This is a genomic window from Luteimonas sp. FCS-9 (assembly GCF_001014645.1).
Taxonomy (GTDB): Bacteria; Pseudomonadota; Gammaproteobacteria; order Xanthomonadales; family Xanthomonadaceae; genus Luteimonas.
This window is the reverse complement of record NZ_LASZ01000002.1, coordinates 1-19,234: the sequence shown is the minus strand read 5'-3', so window position 1 is coordinate 19,234 and position 19,234 is coordinate 1. Positions and strand designations below refer to the sequence as shown.

At 68.6% G+C, this 19,234-nt stretch carries 14 protein-coding genes; all 14 read left to right on the top strand.

The window, feature by feature from the left end; all coding sequences use genetic code 11:
* The first annotated feature begins 61 nt into the window (after window positions 1–61).
* Window positions 62–922: a YicC/YloC family endoribonuclease gene (locus WQ56_RS01750; protein WP_047135368.1), complete on the top strand. Its 861-nt coding sequence runs from the start codon at window positions 62–64 to the stop codon at window positions 920–922.
* Window positions 923–1,193: 271 nt separating this feature from the next.
* Window positions 1,194–2,405 (top strand): zinc metallochaperone GTPase ZigA, encoded by a 1,212-nt coding sequence (gene zigA, locus WQ56_RS01745; protein ID WP_047135367.1) that lies wholly within the window; start codon window positions 1,194–1,196, stop codon window positions 2,403–2,405.
* Between the two features lie 73 nt (window positions 2,406–2,478).
* A complete protein-coding gene (gene folE2, locus WQ56_RS01740) occupies window positions 2,479–3,390 on the top strand; it encodes a GTP cyclohydrolase FolE2 (RefSeq protein ID WP_047135366.1) in 912 nt (303 codons plus the stop codon).
* Complete coding sequence (locus WQ56_RS01735) at window positions 3,387–4,484, top strand: GTP-binding protein (protein WP_047135365.1); 1,098 nt, start codon at window positions 3,387–3,389, stop codon at window positions 4,482–4,484. The genes folE2 and WQ56_RS01735 overlap by 4 nt, the downstream gene beginning before the upstream one ends.
* On the top strand, window positions 4,481–4,690 hold the full coding sequence (locus WQ56_RS01730; RefSeq protein WP_156170194.1) for a hypothetical protein: 210 nt from the start codon (window positions 4,481–4,483) through the stop codon (window positions 4,688–4,690). The genes WQ56_RS01735 and WQ56_RS01730 overlap by 4 nt, the downstream gene beginning before the upstream one ends.
* Before the next feature lie 108 nt (window positions 4,691–4,798).
* Window positions 4,799–6,925, top strand: coding sequence for a M3 family metallopeptidase (locus tag WQ56_RS01725; protein WP_082132124.1), 2,127 nt, complete (start codon window positions 4,799–4,801; stop codon window positions 6,923–6,925).
* A gap of 343 nt (window positions 6,926–7,268) precedes the next feature.
* Window positions 7,269–9,359: a S9 family peptidase gene (locus tag WQ56_RS01720; RefSeq protein ID WP_156170192.1), complete on the top strand. Its 2,091-nt coding sequence runs from the start codon at window positions 7,269–7,271 to the stop codon at window positions 9,357–9,359.
* A 439-nt stretch (window positions 9,360–9,798) separates the two neighbouring features.
* Window positions 9,799–12,261, top strand: a complete 2,463-nt coding sequence (locus WQ56_RS01715) for a DUF305 domain-containing protein (protein ID WP_197076403.1) — start codon at window positions 9,799–9,801, stop codon at window positions 12,259–12,261.
* Window positions 12,262–12,460: 199 nt separating this feature from the next.
* Window positions 12,461–13,078, top strand: coding sequence for a guanylate kinase (gmk, locus tag WQ56_RS01710; RefSeq protein ID WP_047135362.1), 618 nt, complete (start codon window positions 12,461–12,463; stop codon window positions 13,076–13,078).
* 132 nt (window positions 13,079–13,210) lie between these two features.
* Window positions 13,211–13,513, top strand: coding sequence for a DNA-directed RNA polymerase subunit omega (rpoZ, locus tag WQ56_RS01705; protein ID WP_047135361.1), 303 nt, complete (start codon window positions 13,211–13,213; stop codon window positions 13,511–13,513).
* A gap of 164 nt (window positions 13,514–13,677) precedes the next feature.
* Window positions 13,678–15,849 carry a bifunctional (p)ppGpp synthetase/guanosine-3',5'-bis(diphosphate) 3'-pyrophosphohydrolase gene (locus WQ56_RS01700; RefSeq protein ID WP_047135360.1) on the top strand — a complete coding sequence of 724 codons (2,172 nt, stop codon included), beginning with the start codon at window positions 13,678–13,680 and terminating at the stop codon, window positions 15,847–15,849.
* An 84-nt stretch (window positions 15,850–15,933) separates the two neighbouring features.
* Complete coding sequence (locus WQ56_RS01695) at window positions 15,934–16,317, top strand: RidA family protein (protein ID WP_047135359.1); 384 nt, start codon at window positions 15,934–15,936, stop codon at window positions 16,315–16,317.
* A gap of 19 nt (window positions 16,318–16,336) precedes the next feature.
* Window positions 16,337–18,430, top strand: coding sequence for an ATP-dependent DNA helicase RecG (recG, locus tag WQ56_RS01690; protein ID WP_047135358.1), 2,094 nt, complete (start codon window positions 16,337–16,339; stop codon window positions 18,428–18,430).
* 182 nt (window positions 18,431–18,612) lie between these two features.
* Window positions 18,613–19,234: response regulator (locus WQ56_RS01685; protein WP_047135357.1), on the top strand; the 622-nt coding region annotated here is incomplete at its 3' end.

Below are 19,234 nucleotides of genomic sequence, written 5' to 3'. Positions count from 1 at the left end.
CGGCGTCGGCGGCCTTCGGGTATCCTGCCCGGCTCCATACGAGCCTCGTCCGGGACCGCCCATGATCCGCAGCATGACCGCCTTCGCCTCGGGCGAACGCACCACGCCCTGGGGCACGCTGAGCTGCGAACTGCGGGCGGTCAACCACCGGTTCCTGGAACTGGGCGTGCGCATGCCCGAAGAGCTGCGGGCGTTCGAGCCGGTGCTGCGCGAGCGCATCGCCGCGCGTGTCTCCCGCGGCAAGCTGGATCTGGGGCTGCGGTTGCGCCCGGCCGAGGGCGGCGGCGAGCTGCAGCTCAACCGCGCGCTGCTCGACCAGCTCGGCCAGCTGGCGCAGGACCTGCGTGCCGGCTTTCCCGAGCTGCGCGCCAGTCTGACCGAGCTGCTGCAGTTCCCCGGCGTGCTGCAGTCGCGCGGCGTGGACCCGGCGGCGCTGCAGGTCGAGGTCGTCGCGCTGCTCGACGAGGTGCTCGACGGCTTCGTCGCCGCGCGCGAGCGCGAGGGCGCCAAGCTCGTGGCCGCGACGCTGGAGCGGGTCGACGGCATCGCCGCGATCGCCGCCCAGGTACGCACGCTGATGCCGGCGATCCGGGAGGGCCAGCGCGCGAAGCTGCAGGCGCGCCTGGACGACCTGGCCCAGCCGGTCGACCCGGGCCGCATGGAGCAGGAACTGGTGCTGTGGCTGCAGAAGCTCGACGTCGACGAGGAGCTCGACCGGCTCGACAGCCACGTCGACGAGATCCGCCGCGTGTTCGCCCAGCGCGAACCCGTCGGCCGGCGGTTGGACTTCCTGCTGCAGGAGTTCAACCGCGAGGCCAACACGCTCGGCTCCAAGTCGGTCGACAAGCGCAGCTCGCAGGCGGCGATCGAGCTGAAGGTGCTGATCGACCAGATCCGCGAGCAGGTGCAGAACATCGAGTAGGGCGGCCGGGGGGCGGTGCGGCAGCTGCGTAAGTGATGCCGCGATAGGAGGCGCCGCGGGGGCGCGCGGGTTTCGTTACGCAGGATGGCGCAATAAGTCCCTTTGTGAAGGGGAGCGGTCGCACAGTCAGCTTGCTGTGATATGTTACGTTATAACATAACTAAAAGACGCGGCGCGATGTAGGCACTGACAGGGCGAGCCCATGGCGCTATCGAGCAATTAACCGAGAAATTCTCGCTCCATTCCCGCCATGAAAGTCCACAGCCGAACCATGAAAGCAGACGCCAACCCACAGCAAAGAATGCTTCCTGTCACCGTCCTGTCAGGTTTCCTCGGTGCAGGCAAGACGACCTTGCTCAACCACATTCTCAACAACCGCGAAGGCCGGCGCGTGGCGGTCATCGTCAACGACATGTCGGAGGTCAATATCGACGCCGCGCTGGTGCGCGAAGGCGGTGCAGAACTGTCGCGCACCGATGAGAAGCTGGTCGAGATGAGCAACGGGTGCATCTGCTGCACGTTGCGGGAGGATCTGCTGGTCGAAGTCGACCGGCTGGCGAAGGAAGGACGCTTCGACCAGCTCGTCATCGAGTCCACCGGGATCTCCGAGCCCCTCCCGGTGGCAGAAACCTTCACGTTCGCAGGCGAAGACGGGCGCAGCCTCAACGAGGTGGCGCACTTGGACACGATGGTCACCGTGGTCGATGCCTTCAACTTCCTGCGTGACTACGGTTCACGGGACAGCTTGCAATCACGTGGTGAATCGCTGGGCCCCCAGGACCCGCGCACGGTTGTCGACCTGTTGATCGACCAGGTCGAATTCTGCGACGTGATCGTACTCAACAAGGTCGATCTGATCAGCGACGACGAGCGCGAGCAGCTGATGGGGATCCTGCGACGCCTCAATCCGCGCGCGAGGATCGAGGTCGCCGAGTTCGGGCGGGTGCCACTGGACCGAGTGCTCGAAACGCGCCTGTTCGATTTCGAGGAAGCGTCGAGAGCGCCCGGCTGGCTCAAGGCGTTACGCGGTGAGCACACGCCGGAAACCGAGGAGTACGGCATCCGCAGTTTCGTCTACCGCGCGAGAAGGCCGTTCCATCCCCAGAGATTCGCGGCGCTCGCCAACAGCCGCTGGCCGGGCGTGGTGCGATCCAAGGGGCACTTCTGGTTGGCGAGTCATCCGACGCTGGTCGGATCCTGGTCGCAGGCGGGCGCGATCTCCCGTCACAACCCGGTGGGTTACTGGTGGGTGGCCGTGCCGATCGAGCGCTGGCCGCGCGATCCCGAATCGGTCGAGCTGGTTCGCAAGCACTGGCTCGACGGTGTCGGCGACGCACGCCAGGAGATCGTGCTGATCGGGATGGACATGGATGAAGCCGCCCTGCGCGCGGATCTCGACGCCTGCCTGCTCACCGACGACGAGATGGCCCTTGGCCCGACGGTATGGGCGAGTTGGCCCAACCCCTTCCCCGAATGGCCCTGAGCGCCAGGTATCCCTCTGCTCCCGCTGCGAGCGGGGGCGTTGTTCCTTCTTCTCTCCGATCCCGAGCGCGTCCATGAATCTGCCTCTCCCCGATGTCTCGTTGACCGAAGCCGCATCCGGCGCGAGTCCGCTGGAGTGGGTGGGCATGCAGGGCATCGACCTGCCCGTCCTGCTGGCAGAGCCAGGCTATCGGCGCGTGCTGCATGCGCGAGCCGATGCGCAGGTCGATCTGCCGGCGACACACGTCAAGGGCATCCACATGTCGAGGCTGTACCGCCTGTTGGACGATGGACTGGGCGAGGATGCCGCGCTGTCTCCGGAGGGCCTGCGGCAGCTGCTGCAGGCCATGATCGCGAGCCATGGAGACTGCAACAGCCGAAACGCCCGGCTGCGGCTCTCGTTCGATCTGCTCGTGCGTCGTCCAGCCCTCGTGTCCGAAGGACTGGCGGGCTGGAAAGCCTATCCGGTCACGATCCATGCCGCGCTGATTGGCGAGGTATTGACGCTGCGAGCGTTGGTCACGGTCGGCTACTCCTCGACCTGTCCATGCTCGGCCGCCCTGTCCCGGCAGCTCGTGGAGCGGGGATTCCTGTCCGCGTTCCCCGGGCCGGGCTCCGTGGAGCCCGCCGCGGTGGCGGCATGGCTGCGCCGCCACGCGACGTTGGCCACGCCGCACAGTCAGCGCAGCCAGGCGCAGGTCGGGATAGACGTTGCGCCGGACGTCTCGACTCTGGGATTGCTCGACTTGATCGGCCGCGTCGAGCAGGCCGTGGGAACACCGGTCCAGACCGCGGTCAAGCGCGCCGACGAGCAGGCATTTGCGGCCCTCAATGGCCAGAACCTGATGTTCGTCGAGGATGCGGCCAGGCGTATCCACGAGGCGTTGCACGAGACCTCGGCGAATCTGCGCGTCCATGTCCGCCATCTGGAGAGCCTGCATCCGCACGATGCGGTCGCCTGGGCCGGCGGGGGAGGCCTCGGATGAGCGCCGGCTCCTCCGAGGAGCGGATTCCCGTCACGCTGTTGACCGGATTTCTGGGCAGCGGCAAGACCACCCTGCTCAACCATCTGGTGCGCCAGCCGGCGTTGGCCGACGCGCTGGTCATCATCAACGAGTTCGGCGAAATGGCGCTGGACCACTTGCTGGTCGCGCACAGTACCGAGCAGCTCGTCGTGGAAATGGGGAGCGGCTGCGTCTGCTGCACGGTGCGCGGGGATCTGGTCAAGACGCTGCGTGAGGTCATCTGGCGCTTCGCGCGCGACGGTCGGCGGCAGTTCCGCCGGGTGCTGATCGAGACCACGGGTCTGGCGGACCCGGTGCCGATCGTGCATACGCTGATGACCCATCCGCAGGTTGCGCCGCATTACCGGCTCGATGGCATCGTGGCGACGCTCGACCTGACGACGGGACAGTCGAGTCTGGCCAGGCACGGTGAGGCGGCGAAGCAGGCGGCCATGGCCGATGTGCTGTTGCTGACCAAAGCGGATCTGGCGACCGATGCGCAGCGTGACGCGTTGTCGCGTCGGCTGGCGGCCGTCAATCCCGCGGCGCCGCGCTGGGAGGTGACCCATGGAGAAATCGCGGCGGAGAAGCTGCTCGACCTGGGACTGTTCTCGATCGAGGACAAAGCGCCGGATGTGGCGCGGTGGCTGCAGGAGGAAGCCTATCTCCAGCCGCCGGTCCTGTTCCAGCTGGGGATGACGCCCTTGACCGAGTCCGTCCAACCACATGGCGACGTCAACCGCCACGATGAACACATCCGCGCGTTCTGCTTCGCGATCGACGACCCTATCCCGGAGGCGCTTCTGACCCTCTGGCTGGAAGTGCTGATGGGCCTGGCCGGTCGCGACATCCTGCGGGTCAAAGGCATCCTGAACGTCGAAGGCCACGAGCGGCCGCTGGTCGTCCACGGCGTCCAGCACGTGTTCCATCCGCCCCTGCGACTGCCGGCCTGGCCCGACGGGGATCGCCGCTCGCGTCTGGTGTTCATCACCCACGAGGTGGATCGACGCACGATCGAGGGGGCGTTTCACATCCTGCGCCATGCCCTGCCACAGCCGCGGGAGAACCTGACGTGAGCTTGCAGATCCATCTGCACAACACGATGTCGCGACGCAAGGAGCCGCTGTACACCGGACGGCCGGACCGGGCGACGCTCGATGTCTGCGGCGGCCCAAAGGTCTACAACGACGCGCACAGCGGCGACGCCCGGCCGGCCACGATCTTCGATGTGCTGGCGCACCCAACTCTTGTCCTTTCGCTCCAGCGGTCGCGAAACGCATGACCATCGACATGGGTTCACACGGGCTTTGCGTTATACAGTAACGTTTCCTCGGCCGGTCCACGGTTCCAAGACCGATTCCAGCCACGCCCCCAGTTCCGGAGCAACACCATGGTTCTTCGTACGTGTCTTCTGTCCACCGCGATCGCGGCGGCGTTCCTGGCAGGCAGCCAGCCGATCGCAGCGCAGCCCGTCGAGGCACGGGTCGAACAGACCGCCAATCCGCTACTGGCCGCCTGGGAGACGCCCGAGGGCGTGCCGCCATACGATCGCATCCGGCCCGAGCACTACGAGCCGGCGTTCGACCGGGCGATCGCGGAAGCCCGGGCACAGAGCGTCCAGATCGCCAACGATCCGTCCGAGCCGACATTCGAGAACACCATCGAAGCCATGGAGCGTTCGGGTCGGCAGCTGGCCAGGGTGTCGAGCACATTCTTCACCGTGGCCTCTGCGGACGCGACTCCGGCCAACCAGGCGATCCAGAAGAACGTTGCGCCGAAACTGGCGCGGCTGTCCAACGAAACACTGCTCGATCAAGCGCTGTTCCGGCGCGTCGATACGCTGTACAGGAAGCGCGCGGAGCTCGGGCTGAACCCCGAACAGACCCGCCTGTTGGAGGAGACCCGCAAGCGGTTCGTACGCGCGGGCGCGGCGCTCTCTCCTGCTGCGCGCGAGCGCGTCGCGGCGATCAACGAAGAACTCGCCAACCTTGGCGTCGAGTTCGGTCAAAAGTTGCTGGCCGACCAGAAGGCCAACGACGTGCTGTTGACCGCGGCCGAAGTCGACGGGCTCCCAGGCGACCAGGCCGGCGCTGCGGCGGCTGCGGCAGAGGCCGCGGGCCAGCCTGGGCATTACCTGTTCCCTGCGACGCGCTCGGCTGCAGAGCCGTTCCTGACCTCGGCGCCTGATCGGGGGGCCAGGGAGAAAATCTGGCGGGCCTTCACGCTCCGTGGCGACAACGACAACGCCAACAACACCAGTGCGGTCATCGCCAGGCTCGTCGAGCTGCGCGCCGAACGCGCGAAGCTGATGGGCGCCAGGAGTCACGCGGACTTCGTCCTGGAAGACTCGATGGCAAAGACCACCGACGCCGCCATGGAACTGTTGATGGCGGTCTACCAGCCCGCGCTGGCGCGTTCGAAGGAGGAGCTGCGGGACATCGAGGCGCTCGCCGCGAAGGACGGCATCACGGACGTCGAGCCCTGGGATTGGCGCTACTACGCCGAGCAGGTCCGCCGCGAGCGCTTCTCGCTCGACGAAGCCGAGGTCAAGCAGTACATGCCGCTGGAGGGCATGGTCGATGCGCTGTTCGAGACCACGCAGAAATTGTTCGGACTCACCGCGCACGAGCGCAAGGACATCCCGGTCTACGCCGACGGCGTGCGCGTGTTCGAGATTCGCGAGGCAGACGGCAGCAAGCTCGGCTTGTTCTATGCCGACTGGTTCGCGCGCCCCACCAAGCGTCCCGGTGCATGGATGAACAGTATCCGCGTTCCCAACGGCCTGCTCGGCGACAGCCCGATCGTGGTCAACAACCAGAACATTCCGCCGCCGGCGGAAGGGCAGCCTGCGCTGATCTCGATCGACGAGGCGCGGACCCTGTTCCACGAGTTCGGGCACGGGCTGCACGGGCTGCTGTCCAAGGCGCATTACCCGAGCCTGTCGGGCACCGCAGTCCCGCGCGACTTCGTTGAATTCCCCTCGCAGGTCTACGAACACTGGATCACCGAGCCCTCGATCCTGCGTGCGCACGCACGCAATGCCGCTGGCGAGCCAATGCCCGAACCGATGCTGCAGGCGCTGCTCGACGCGCAAACGTTCAACCAGGGCTTCCTCACCGTCCAGCAGCTCTCGTCCGCGATCCTCGACATGCGCCTGCACACGTTGACCGAACTGCCGGCAGGCTTCAATGCGCGGGATTGGGAAGCGGCGCAACTGCGCGAGCTTGGCGTCCCGGACGAAATCGGCATGCGCCATCGTCTGCCGCACTTCAGCCACATCTTCGATGGTGGCTATTCGGCCAGTTACTACGCCTACACGTGGGCCGAAGCGATGGACGCCGATGGCTTCGATGCGTTCAAGGAAGCGGGCGACGTGTTCGACCCGGAGCTGGCAGGCAAGCTGCGCCGCGAAGTGTACGAGCGCGGCAATACGCGCGACCCGTCCGAGAGCTACATCGGCTTTCGCGGACGTCTGCCCAATGCCGATGCGCTGCTGCGCAACCGTGGCCTCAAATGACGCCCCTGGCATCACGATGATGTGCGGGTCGATCCGGGGCCGCCAGATCGTCCAGTGCCTGCCGCCACTGCTTCAAAGATGTGCTCAGCGACGGACGTCACAGGGCAAGTGCGATCAAGGCGCCTGCCGGCTGCCGCGAATTGCCAACTCCAACGACGATCCAATGTGGACCTCGCCGCCGGGTTGGTGATAGCGGCGCGATCCGCACCCGGAAGGGGACTGAGATGGCGCGAGTGCGGGCGCGCTTGCCTACTGGGCGGGGCGGGGATGCGGCGACAAGCACGGCCTAGCACGCGACCGACGCGGCGATGCCAAGATAAAACTCAACGGGAGGGGGAAGACGATGGCCAAAGGGGTGAGTCGCCTGCTGGTGGTGGTGGTGTCGTGGTTGCCGCTGGTGTGCGCGGCGACGGGGTTGCACGAGGATCCGCGCTACCTGCAGCCGCGCGATCTGTTCGACCTGGAATGGGCCGACGCCCCGGCCTTGTCGCCGGACGGTCGGCAGGTCATCTACCAGCGACAGGGCTACGACATCCTGAGGGACCGCCGGCTCAGCCGGCTGTGGCTGCTGGATGTGGACAGCGGCCGGCAGGTGCCGCTGGGTGAGGACGCGGCGGGCAGCAATGCCACATGGTCGCCGGACGGAAGCCGGGTGGCGTGGATCGCACGAAACGGTGAGCGCGCACAGATCATGGTGCGCTGGAAGGATGGCGGTCGCCAGGTGGCGCTGGGCTGGTTGCCCCAACCGCCGTCCGATCTGTCCTGGTCCCCGGATGGCCGCCGCATCGCGTTCACCATGGCGGTGGAAGCGGACACCGAGCCCCAGATCAAACTGCCGTCGAAGCCGGAAGGCGCGGAGTGGGCGCCGCAGGCCAAGTACATCGATCGTGTCGGCTACCGGGCCGATGGCGCCGGCTACACCCGTCCAGGCTATCGCCACGTCTTCGTGATTCCGGCCGACGGCGGCACGCCGCGCCAGGTCAGCCGCGGCGACTTCAGCCACCGTTCGCCCGTGTGGGATCGGGACGGGCGCTCGCTGTACGTGGTATCCAACCAGTCACCGGAGTGGGAGTACCAGCCGCGCGAGAGCGAGATCTATCGGCTGGATCTGGCCAGCGGCGCCGTCGCCGCGTTGACCGACAGGCGCGGTCCGGACGAACAGCCCGTGCTTTCTCCGGACGGGCGGCAGTTGGCCTATGTCGGCTATGACGACGAACGCAAGGGGCACCAGGTGACCCACCTGTACTTGCTCGACCTGCAGAGCGGGCGTTCCCGCGCGCTGACCGCGGATTTCGATTACCCGGTAGCCGATCCGCAGTGGGACCGCAATGGCCGGGGGCTGTACTTCAGCTACGAGCGCGAGGGGCGCGGCCACATCGCCTGGATCGATGCAGGCGGCGGCCGGATGCAGACGTTGACCGACGACTTCGGCGGCACGTCGATCGGCCGTCCCTACACCGGGGGCGCGTTGTCGGTGGCCGGCGACCGCGTCGTCTATACCCGCAGTTCGGTCGACCGACCGGCCGATCTGGCGGTGGTGCAGCGTGGCGGCAGGCCGCGCGTGCTGACCGACCTCAACGGCGACGTCCTCGACTACAAGCAACTCGGACAGGTCGAGGACTTCTGGTTCAAGTCCTCCGCCGATGGTCTCGACGTGCAGGCCTGGCTGGTGAAGCCGCCGCAGTACCGCGAGGGCCAGCGCTATCCCCTGCTGCTTGAGATCCACGGCGGGCCGTTCGCCGCCTACGGTCCGAGCTTCGCTGCCGAGACCCAGCTCTACGCCAGCGCCGGCTACGCGGTGTTGTACGTCAATCCGCGGGGCAGCACCGGCTACGGCCAGGCCTTCGCCGACCACATCCACCACAACTATCCCGGCCGGGACTATGACGACCTGATGAGCGCGGTGGACACGGCGATCGCCCAAGGCGTCGCCGATCCGGACCAGCTCTACGTTACCGGTGGCTCCGGTGGCGGCACGCTGACCGCGTGGATCGTCGGCCACACCGACCGCTTCAAGGCCGCGGTCGTGGCCAAGCCGGTGATCGACTGGACCAGCTTCGTGCTGACTGCCGACATGTACCCGTACTTCACCCAGTACTGGTTCCCGGGGCCGCCGTGGGAGGCGTTCGATCACTACTGGAAGCGGTCGCCGCTGGCTTACGTCGGCAACGTGACGACACCGACGATGCTGATCACCGGTGAGGACGATCTGCGTACGCCCATTCCGCAAACCGAACAGTTCTACCAGGCACTGAAGCTGCGCCGGGTGGACACCGCGATGTTGCGCATTCCGGGCGCCTCGCATGGCATCGGTGCACGTCCGACCGAGACGCTCAACCAGGTGCTTGGCACGCTTGGCTGGATGGAACGCTATCGCAGTCAGCCAAGGGGAGCCACGCCGGCCTCGGGCGGTAATGAGGCGGCTACGCCTTGATGGTCGGAGCGGCGCGCCGCTGGCGCCCCGTAGTCCTCCTCGCGAAGTAAGCCGGTGTCGGGCGACATCGGCTTCTTGCTCCGGCGGGACAGGGAAAGACCCCGGACATCGGGGCGCGCAGGTGTCCAGCGCGCCTCCACCGTGAGCAAATGTGTTACAAGGTAACAATTGTGGTTCAAGGGTTCCGGCCCACCTCGAGTACAAGTCGCCTCGTCGTGCGGTCGGCGAACCGGTCGAGCAACAATCTGCTCATACTCGAGAATGAACCCACTCGGTGAGGACAGCGGTACGTTGGACCGCGCAACGCGCTGTCTAGCGCGGGGGAAGCTTCAAATAGAGGATCGGGTCGCCGGTCTGCTCGTTTGCTGAGCTACGGCGTCGCCGTCTGTCGAATGAGCGGGCATCACGCTCGGCTAGGAATCGAATATCGGGGGCGCTCTTGTCAACCAACACCGCAAGCTCATCCGTTTGCCTGATCCTCGGCGGCGCCATCCTCGGCATGACCGTGGCCGCCGGGGGCGCGATGGCCCAGGACGCGCCCATCCTCCAGCCCGGGGCTCCAGGTCAGGCGACCCGTCCGCTCACGGCGGAGGAGGCGGCGAAAATCGCTGACAACCGTTACTCGCCGGACGACGTGCGGTTCATGCAACACATGATCCTGCACCATCACCAGGCCGTGCAGATGGTCGCCTTGGTGCGGGACCGCACCAACCGCAAGACGCTGATCGACGTGGCCGGGCGGATCGATGCGTCGCAGGCCGACGAGATCGCTTTCATGCAGACCTGGTTGCGCGAACGCGGCCAGACGGCGCCTGATCCGGCCGCCGACACGCACGCCATGCACCACGGCCACGACTCCAGCACGATGGCGGGGATGGCGACGCCCGAGCAGATGGCCGAACTGGCGGCCGCCAGCGGCCCGGACTTCGATCGGCTGTTCCTGGAGCGGATGATCGCCCATCACGAAGGCGCCTTGAAGATGGTCGAGGAGCTGCTGAAGAGGCCCGGCTCGGTCCACGACCCGGTGCTGTTCGAGTTCGTCACCGACGTAACCAACGAGCAGAAGGGCGAAATCCGCCGCATGGCCGCGGCATCGCGTGAATTGTCGGAGGACCCGCGTTCGAAACTCGCCGCGGGCTTCAGGGATGGCGGGGAGGCGGTCCGCAATCTGCGCTTGGTCGCCAGCCTGCCCAGGCCGTCCGGTTTCTACGATCCCGGCAACCCGGCGGACCTGCCGCCGCCCGTGCCGGAGAAGGACGGGCAAAACAAGGCGGGCGACGAGGAGGGCAAGGACGACGAGAAACCGGACGACGAGAAGTCCCGGCGTTCGCCGTTCCGCAACTTCTCCAATACCGACATGGCGTTTTCCGGCGATCTGCTGGCCGCCGGCAACTACCACGGGTTCAACCTCTATCGCCTGGGCGAGAACGGCGTACCGCGACCGATCGCGTCGGTGGTGTGCCCGGGCGGGCAGGGCGATGTGTCCATCGTCGGCGATCTGCTGCTCATGTCGGTGGAGCAGACCACCGCGCGGGTGGACTGCGGCCGCCAGGGCGTCGCCGAGGACGTCAGCGCCGACCGGTTCCGTGGTCTGCGCATCTTCGACATCAGCAATCCCCTGAGTCCGGTGCAGGTGGGCCAGGTCCAGACCTGTCGTGGCTCGCACACCCATTCGGTGGTGTCGGCCGACGACGAGAAGATCATCGTCTACAACTCCGGCACCGCTGCAATCCGGGACGAGCGCGAGCTGGCGGGCTGCATCGGCCCGGTGTCGGGCGACGACCGCACCGCCCTGTTCCGCGTCGACGTCATCGAAATCCCGCTCGCCAACCCGTCCGGCTCGCGCATCGTCGACAGCCCGACGGTCTTTGCCGACCCCCAGATCGGGCAGATCGCCGGCCTGTGGCAGGGCGGCGACCACGGCGAGGGCACCCAGATCACCAGCCGTACCGACCATTGTCACGACATCACCGTGTTCCCGTCGCGGAATCTGGCCGCCGGCGCCTGCTCGGGCAACGGCCTCATTTTCGACATCGGCGATCCGCTTGCCCCCAGGCGCGTCGATGCCGTTGGCGACCCGGGCTTCGCCTACTGGCACTCGGCCACCTTCAACAACGACGGGACCAAGGTGCTGTTCACCGACGAATGGGGCGGCGGCGGGCGTCCGCGTTGCCGCGTGCAGGATCCGCTGACGTGGGGTGCGAACGCGATCTACGACATCGTCGACGGCAGAAAGCTGGAGTTTCGTAGCTACTTCAAGCTGCCGGCGGCCCAGAACGAGCGGGAGAACTGCGTCGCCCACAATGGCTCGATCATCCCCGTGCCCGGCCGCGACATCTTCGTCCAGGCTTGGTACCAGGGCGGCATTTCGGTAATCGACTTCACCGACTCGGCCAATCCCCTCGAGATCGCCTATTTCGATCGTGGACCGATTGACGACAAGCACCTAATCGTGGGCGGCTACTGGTCGGCCTACTGGTATGGCGGGCGCATCTACGGGACCGAGATCGTGCGTGGCCTGGACGTGCTTGCGCTCGAAGCCAGCGAGTACCTGACCGAGGCCGAGATTGCGGCCGCTGCGCTCGCCGACCAGGGCAGTACGTTCAACCCGCAGCAGCAGTTCCCGGTGTCCTGGCCCGCTCATCCGGTCGTGGCGCGCGCGTACGTGGATCAATTGCAGCGCACCCAGGTCCTGTCCCCCAGTGCGGTGACCGCATTGGTCGAGGCCTTGGACAAGGCCCACGCCAGCGTCGAGGCCAGCGCGAAAGACCCGCGCTTGGCCTCCGAGCTCGACGCCTTGGCCGCCGGGTTGAATCCGAACGTCCAGAAGGATGCCCAAGCTTCGCGGCGGTTGACTGCGGTGCAGGACACGCTGAAGGGAGTCGCGGCATTGCTGCGGTAGTCAGCTGGAGACCGTCGTGTCCGCCTTCGACGCTGCATCGAATAGGAGGGGCTGGGCCGCAGGCGCGAGCGGGCATCCGCATGCGCGAGCGCAGGAACGCGACGGGCCTGCGCGTAAAGCGGTACGATGCGCGGCTTTCCGGGCGCCGGAGCCAGGTGTGACGCATCGCGAAGCCGCATCCAACACCGCCGCCGCCCCGATGCGCGGCACGCTGTTCATCGTCGCCGCGCCGTCGGGCGCGGGCAAGTCGAGCATCGTCAACGCCTGCCTGTCGCGCGACCCCGACATCGCCCTGTCGATCTCGTTCACTTCGCGCGCGCCGCGCCCGGGCGAACGCCACGCCGAGCATTACCACTTCGTCGGCAAGGACACGTTCCAGCGCATGATCGAGGCCGGCGAGTTCTTCGAGCACGCGCTGGTGCACGGCGACTGGAAGGGCACCGCTCGCCAGTCGGTCGAGCCGCAGCTGGCCGCGGGCAAGGACGTGCTGCTGGAGATCGACTGGCAGGGCGCGCGGCAGGTCCGCGCGTTGGTGCCCGAGGCGGTCAGCGTGTTCATCCTGCCGCCCTCGCGCGAGGCGCTTGACCAGCGCATGCGCAAGCGCGGCCAGGACAGCGAGGCCGTCATGGCGCAGCGCCTGGCCGCCGCGCAGGAGGAGATGTCGCACTACGACGAGTTCGACTACGTCGTCGTCAACGAGGACTTCGAGACCGCGGTCGCGGAGATGTGCGCGATTTTCCGCGCCAGCCGGCTGCGCCGCGACCGCCAGGCCGAACGCCACGCCGGACTGATCGCGCGGCTGCTGTCGGGACGCTGAGCGGCGCCGGCCGGTCGGCCGGCAAGTGATTGATTCTTCGAGGGGCGGCTTGCGCGGACGCCCTTGCGGCCGTACCATGGCCGGCCCTTTTTCCTGAATTCGCGCGACCGCAGCCGGTCGCCGGGAGCCCGCATGGCCCGCATCACCGTAGAAGATTGCCTGGAAGTCGTCGACAACCGCTTCGAGCTGGTCATGATGGCCGCCAAGCGTGCGCGCCAGCTCGCCAATGGCGTCGAGGCGCAGCTCGACAACAGCGAGAACGACGACAAGCCGACCGTCCTGGCGCTGCGCGAGATCGCCGCGCGCCGGATCGACCAGCCGTTCATCGACGCGGTCGACAAGTCCGAGCGCGAGCGCAAGGAGCGCGAGGCGCTGGAGTGGGCCGCGGCCGAGGTCGTCGCCGACGAGGACATGGCCAAGGGCGACGATCTCTGACGTTCCCGGCGCGCCGCATCGGCGCTGCCCGCGTCTTCCGACGGCCCCGCCTTTCGTGCGGGGCCGTCGCGTTTCCGGGCCTGCCGTTTTCGCGCCCGCCCGGGCCCGGCGCGCCGGCCGGCGGCGCGGTTCCCAAACGCCGACCTTGCCCGTAGGCTTCCGGGATGACGCCCGCTCCTCCTGCCAGCCTCGCCACGCCCGACGTTCCCGGCGACGACGCGTTGCCCGACTACGTCCGCGACCTCGAGCGCGCGACGCTTTACCTGCCGGCCGACCAGCGCGCGCTGCTGCGCCGGGCCTGGGCCGTCGGCGCTGCGGCGCACGCGGGGCAGACGCGCAAGTCGGGCGAGGCCTACATCACCCATCCGGTCGCGGTGGCCGGGGTGCTGGCCGAGCAGAAGGTCGACGTCGAGACCCTGGTCGCGGCGATCCTGCACGACACGATCGAGGACACGCCGCTCACGCGCGACGAGCTGGCCGAGCAGTTCGGCGAGCCGGTCGCCGAACTCGTCGATGGCGTGACCAAGCTCGACAAGCTCAACTTCAGCAGCCGCCAGGAAGCCGACGCCGAGAGCTTCCGCAAGATGATGCTGGCGATGGCGCGCGACCTGCGCGTGATCCTGATCAAGCTCGCCGACCGCCTGCACAACATGCGCACGCTCGGCGCGCAGCCGGGCCCGGCGCGCGAGCGCATCGCGCGCGAGACGCTCGAGGTCTACGCGCCGATCGCCCAGCGGCTGGGCATGAACCGGATCAAGGCCGAACTGCAGGACCTGGGCTTCCACGCGCTGCATCCGATCCGGCACATGGTGCTCGAGAAGCGCATCCGCAACCAGCCGCTGGTGCGGCGCGAGGCATTGGCGAGCATCGAGGCGCAACTGGCGCAGCGGCTGACCAGCGCCGGGCTGCAGTACCGGCTCGTGGGGCGGGTGAAATCGCCTTGGAGCATCTACAACAAGATGCAGGGCGAGGGAAAGACCTTCACCCAGGTCATGGACGTCTTCGGCTACCGGATCATCGTCGGCAACGCCGCCGACTGCTATCACGCGCTGGGTATCGCGCACGCGGTGTTCAAGCCGCTCGACGGCCGCTTCCGCGACTTCATCGCGATCCCCAAGGCCAACGGCTACCAGTCGCTGCACACGGTGCTGTTCGGTCCCTATGGCGCGCCGATCGAGGTGCAGATCCGCACCGAGGAGATGGACCTGATCGCCGAGCGCGGCATCGCCGCGCACTGGGCCTACAAGCACGGCGGCGACGGTCCCAACAGCGCGCAGTCGCGCGCGCACTCGTGGATCGCCGGGCTGCTGGAGTCGCAGCGCACGACCGGTTCGTCGCTGGAGTTCCTGGAGAACGTCAAGGTCGACCTGTTCCCCGACGAGGTCTACCTGTTCACGCCCAAGGGCGACATCATGGCGCTGCCGCGCAACTCGACCGCGCTCGACTTCGCGTACTCGGTGCACACCGACATCGGCAACCAGGCGGTGGCCGCGCGCGTCGACGGCAAGCTGGTGCCGCTGCGCACGCAGCTGGCCAGCGGCCAGCGCGTGGAGATCGTCACCGCCAAGTCCTCGATCCCGCGGCCGCAGTGGCTGGAGTTCGTCGCCACCGGCAAGGCCCGGACCGCGATCCGCGCCCAGCTCAAGCAATTGCAGCACGAGGACGCGGTGCAGCTCGGCCACCGCATGCTCGACCGCGCGCTGGAGGGCCTGGGCACCTCGCTCGACCGCCTGCCGCAGGCGCGGCTCGACGCCTACCTCGCCGAGGCGCGCTACCCGCGGCTCGAGGAACTGATGGCCGACATCGCGCTGGGCAACTGGATGCCGGCGCAGGTGGCGCTGGCGCTGGCCCAGCACGACGCCGGCGCGCAGGACGGAGGCCAGGCGGCGCGCCCGGGCGAGACGATCCGCATCCGCGGCGACGAGCGCGGCGTGATCGCGTTCGCCAACTGCTGCCTGCCGATCCCCGGCGACGACATCATGGGCTACCACACCACCGGGCGCGGCATCGTGGTGCACCGGCTGGACTGTCCGAACGTCGCCGAGTTCCGCAAGTCGCCCGAGCGCTGGGTCGCGATCGACTGGGACCGCGAGGTCGTGGGCGACTACAACGTCGCGCTGCGCATCGAGGTCGAGAACCATCCGGGCGTGCTCGCGCAGGTCGCCGCAGCGATCGCGCGCGCGCACTCCAACATCGACGGCGTGGAATATCTCGAGCGCGACAGCACGGTCGCCGCGATCCGGTTCTCGATCGAGGTCAAGCACCGCAAGCACCTGGCCGACGTCATCCGCCGCACCCGGCGCCTGCCGGTCGTGCACGGCGTGCAGCGGATGTAGCGCGGCTGACCGCTGCGCGACGGGGCAGCGCCGCAGGCGCCGCTCTACAATGGCCGGATCGTCCGCCATTACCGGAGTTCATGCATGCCCCGCATCCCCGTCAGCACCCAGGACGCGCCCGCCGCGATCGGCCCGTACTCGCAGGCCGTCCGCGCCGGCGACACCGTCTATTTCTCCGGGCAGATCCCGCTCGACCCGGCGACCGGCGAGATCGTCGCCGGCGACATCACCGCGCAGGCGCGTCGCGCGTTCGACAACCTCAAGGCGGTGGCCGACGCGGCCGGCGGCAGCCTGTCCGACATCGTGCGCGTGGGCCTGTACGTGACCGACCTGGGCGAGTTCGCGCAGGTCAATGCGGTCATGGCCGAATACTTCGATGCGCCGTATCCCGCGCGCTCGACGATCGAGGTGCCGGCCCTGCCCAAGGGCGCGCGCTTCGAGGTCGACGCGGTGATGGTGCTCGCCTGACCGCGCGCGGGCGGGGCACATGAGCAGGCCCGCGCTCGCCGCTGCCGGCGCGGCGTCGATCTCGACGCTGCCCGGCGTGGGCCCCAAGGTCGCCGAGAAGCTGGCCGCGCGCGGGCTGGCCACCGTCGGCGACCTGTGGCTGCACCTGCCCCGGCAGTACGAGGACCGCACGCGGATCGTGCCGATCCGGTCGCTGCGCGGCGGTGTCCCTGCCCAGGTGCAGGGCGAGGTCGAGGCGGTGGACCGGGCGTTCCGCCGGCGGCCGATGCTGCGCGTCGCGATCGGCGACGGCTCGAGCGCGTCGCTGGTGCTGCGGTTCTTCCATTTCCGCGCCGCGCAGGTCGCGCAGTTCGCGGTGGGCACCCGGCTGTGCGTGTACGGCACGCCGCGTCCCGGGCAGCACGGGCTGGAGATCGTGCACCCCAGCTACCGGGTGGTCGGCGACGCCGCCGATCCGGCGCTCGAGGATGCGCTCGATCCGGTCTACCCGGCGATCGAGGGCATCGGCCCGGCCACGTTGCGCCGCATGATCGGCCACGCGCTCGACCGGTTGCCCGACGGCGATGCGTTGGAGCTGGTGCCGGCCGCGCTGCTCGACGGCCTGGCGCTGCCGCCGCTGCGCGAGGCGCTGCTCGCCGTGCACCGCCCGCCGCCGGACGTGGACCTGGGCGCGCTGCTCGCCGGGCGCCATCCGGCGCAGCGACGGCTCGCGCTCGAGGAGATGCTGGCCCACCATCTGAGCCTGCGCCGGCAGCGCATCGCGCTGCAGGCGCACCGTGCGCCGGTGCTGAAACCCGGGCCGCTGGCCGCCGCGCTCGAAGGTAGCCTGCCGTTCGCGCTCACCGGCGCGCAGCGCCGCGTGTACGCCGAGATCGTGCGCGATCTCGCCCGGCCGCGGCCCATGCTGCGCCTGGTACAGGGCGACGTGGGCAGCGGCAAGACCGTCGTCGCCGCGCTCGCCGCGCTGGCGGCGATCGACTCGGGCCGCCAGGCCGCGCTGATGGCGCCCACCGAACTGCTGGCCGAGCAGCACTTCCGCAACCTGTCGGCCTGGCTCGAGCCGCTGGGCGTGCGGGTGGCCTGGCTCGCCGGCAAAGTCACCGGCCGTGCGCGCGCGGCGGCGGCCGCCGACATCGGCGCCGGCGTCGCGCAACTTGCCGTGGGCACCCACGCGCTGATGCAGCAGTCGGTCGCGTTCCACGACCTGGCACTGGCGATCGTCGACGAGCAGCATCGCTTCGGCGTTCACCAGCGCCTGGCGCTGCGCGACAAGGGCGCGCAGGCAGGCAGCGTGCCGCACCAACTGGTGATGACCGCGACGCCGATCCCGCGGACGCTGGCGATGGCGGCCTATGCCGACCTCGACGTCTCGGCGATCGACGAACTGCCGCCCGGGCGTACGCCGGTGCAGACGGTCGTGCTCGGCGCGGGGCGCCGCGCCGAACTGGTCGAGCGCATCCGCGCCGCGTGCGCGCAGGGGCGGCAGGCGTACTGGGTCTGCACGTTGATCGACGAGTCCGACGAGGTCGTCGCGCAGGCCGCGCAGACGACGTTCGAGCAACTGTCGGCGGCGCTGCCCGAGCTGCGGATCGGCTTCGTGCACGGGCGCCTGCGACCGGCGGAGAAGCAGGCCGCGATGCGCGCGTTCAAGGACGGCCACAGTGACCTGCTCGTCGCGACCACGGTCATCGAGGTCGGCGTCGACGTGCCCAATGCCTCGCTGATGGTGATCGAGAACGCCGAGCGCCTGGGCCTGGCGCAGTTGCACCAGTTGCGCGGCCGGGTCGGGCGAGGCAGCGCCGCGTCGAGCTGCGTGCTGCTCTACCAGCCGCCGCTGTCGCGCACCGCGCGCGAGCGCCTCGACACGATGCGCGCGACCGGCGACGGCTTCGTCATCGCCGAAAAGGATCTCGAGCTCCGCGGGCCGGGCGAACTGCTGGGCACGCGGCAGACGGGCCTGGCCGAGTTCCGGCTGGCCGACCTGGCGCGCGATGCCGATCTGCTGCCGACCGTGCATCGTCTCGGCGAGGCGCTGCTGCGGACCGATCCGCAATGCGCCGACCGGCTCGTCGCGCGCTGGATCGGCGGCGCCGCCCGCTACGCCGCCGCCTGATTTTCGAGACGTCCTGAAGGGCCGATTCGCGACCGAAGCATCGGGTTGTCGATCATCGGTCGGCGTTTGCACGGAGTCAGCTGGATGAATGCGTCGGCCTTCATGCGCCGAAGACTGCGGGGCCCGATACGGTCGCCATGCAGCGCGGGGTATGGCGCTGCGCATGGGCAGGGGGCTAGGGAATGGCGCTGTCGACAGGAACGATCCGGGTCTACACCGCGGACGAACGCCCGATCGTGCTGGCCGGGATGCGGGCGGTGCTGCAGGTGCCCGACTCGGGCATCCACGTGACCGGCGAGGCGACGAACGTACACGCCCTGCTGTGGATGCTGCAGACGCGGATCGATTGCCAGGTGGTAGTCACCGACTTCACGATGCAGGGCGCCGACGAACGCGCCGGCGACGGCCTGCGCATGCTCGCGCAGCTGCGCTCGCGGTTTCCGGGCGTCGGTGTCGTCGTCTTCACCGAGGTGCGCAACCCGCCGTTGCTGCGCGCGATGCTGGAGCTGGGCGTGCACGCGATCGTCGACCAGTCGGGCGCCGTGGCCGAACTGCCCGCGGCGATCCGCTGCGCCTCCGGGGGCAGACGCTACGTGAGCCGTGCGGTCCAGCGCGTGCTCGACGCGGCGACCGGCATCGGTCGGACCGCGCGCCTGTCACGGCAGGAGGCGGAGGTCGTGCGGCTGTTCGCGAACGGCAAGACGGTCAGCGAGATCGCGCTGTCGTTCTCGCGCAGCGTCAAGACCGTCAGCAGGCAGAAGAGCGATGCGATGCGCAAGCTCGGCCTCGACAACCACAGCCAGC

Coding starts and splice junctions, on each gene's coding strand:
- WQ56_RS01735 (WP_047135365.1), top strand. CDS start 3,387: ATGAGCGCCGGCTCCTCCGAGGAGCGGATTCCCGTCACGCTGTTGACC.
- recG (WP_047135358.1), top strand. CDS start 16,337: ATGAGCAGGCCCGCGCTCGCCGCTGCCGGCGCGGCGTCGATCTCGACG.
- rpoZ (WP_047135361.1), top strand. CDS start 13,211: ATGGCCCGCATCACCGTAGAAGATTGCCTGGAAGTCGTCGACAACCGC.
- WQ56_RS01695 (WP_047135359.1), top strand. CDS start 15,934: ATGCCCCGCATCCCCGTCAGCACCCAGGACGCGCCCGCCGCGATCGGC.
- WQ56_RS01720 (WP_156170192.1), top strand. CDS start 7,269: ATGGCCAAAGGGGTGAGTCGCCTGCTGGTGGTGGTGGTGTCGTGGTTG.
- zigA (WP_047135367.1), top strand. CDS start 1,194: ATGAAAGCAGACGCCAACCCACAGCAAAGAATGCTTCCTGTCACCGTC.
- WQ56_RS01750 (WP_047135368.1), top strand. CDS start 62: ATGATCCGCAGCATGACCGCCTTCGCCTCGGGCGAACGCACCACGCCC.
- folE2 (WP_047135366.1), top strand. CDS start 2,479: ATGAATCTGCCTCTCCCCGATGTCTCGTTGACCGAAGCCGCATCCGGC.
- WQ56_RS01725 (WP_082132124.1), top strand. CDS start 4,799: ATGGTTCTTCGTACGTGTCTTCTGTCCACCGCGATCGCGGCGGCGTTC.
- gmk (WP_047135362.1), top strand. CDS start 12,461: ATGCGCGGCACGCTGTTCATCGTCGCCGCGCCGTCGGGCGCGGGCAAG.
- WQ56_RS01700 (WP_047135360.1), top strand. CDS start 13,678: ATGACGCCCGCTCCTCCTGCCAGCCTCGCCACGCCCGACGTTCCCGGC.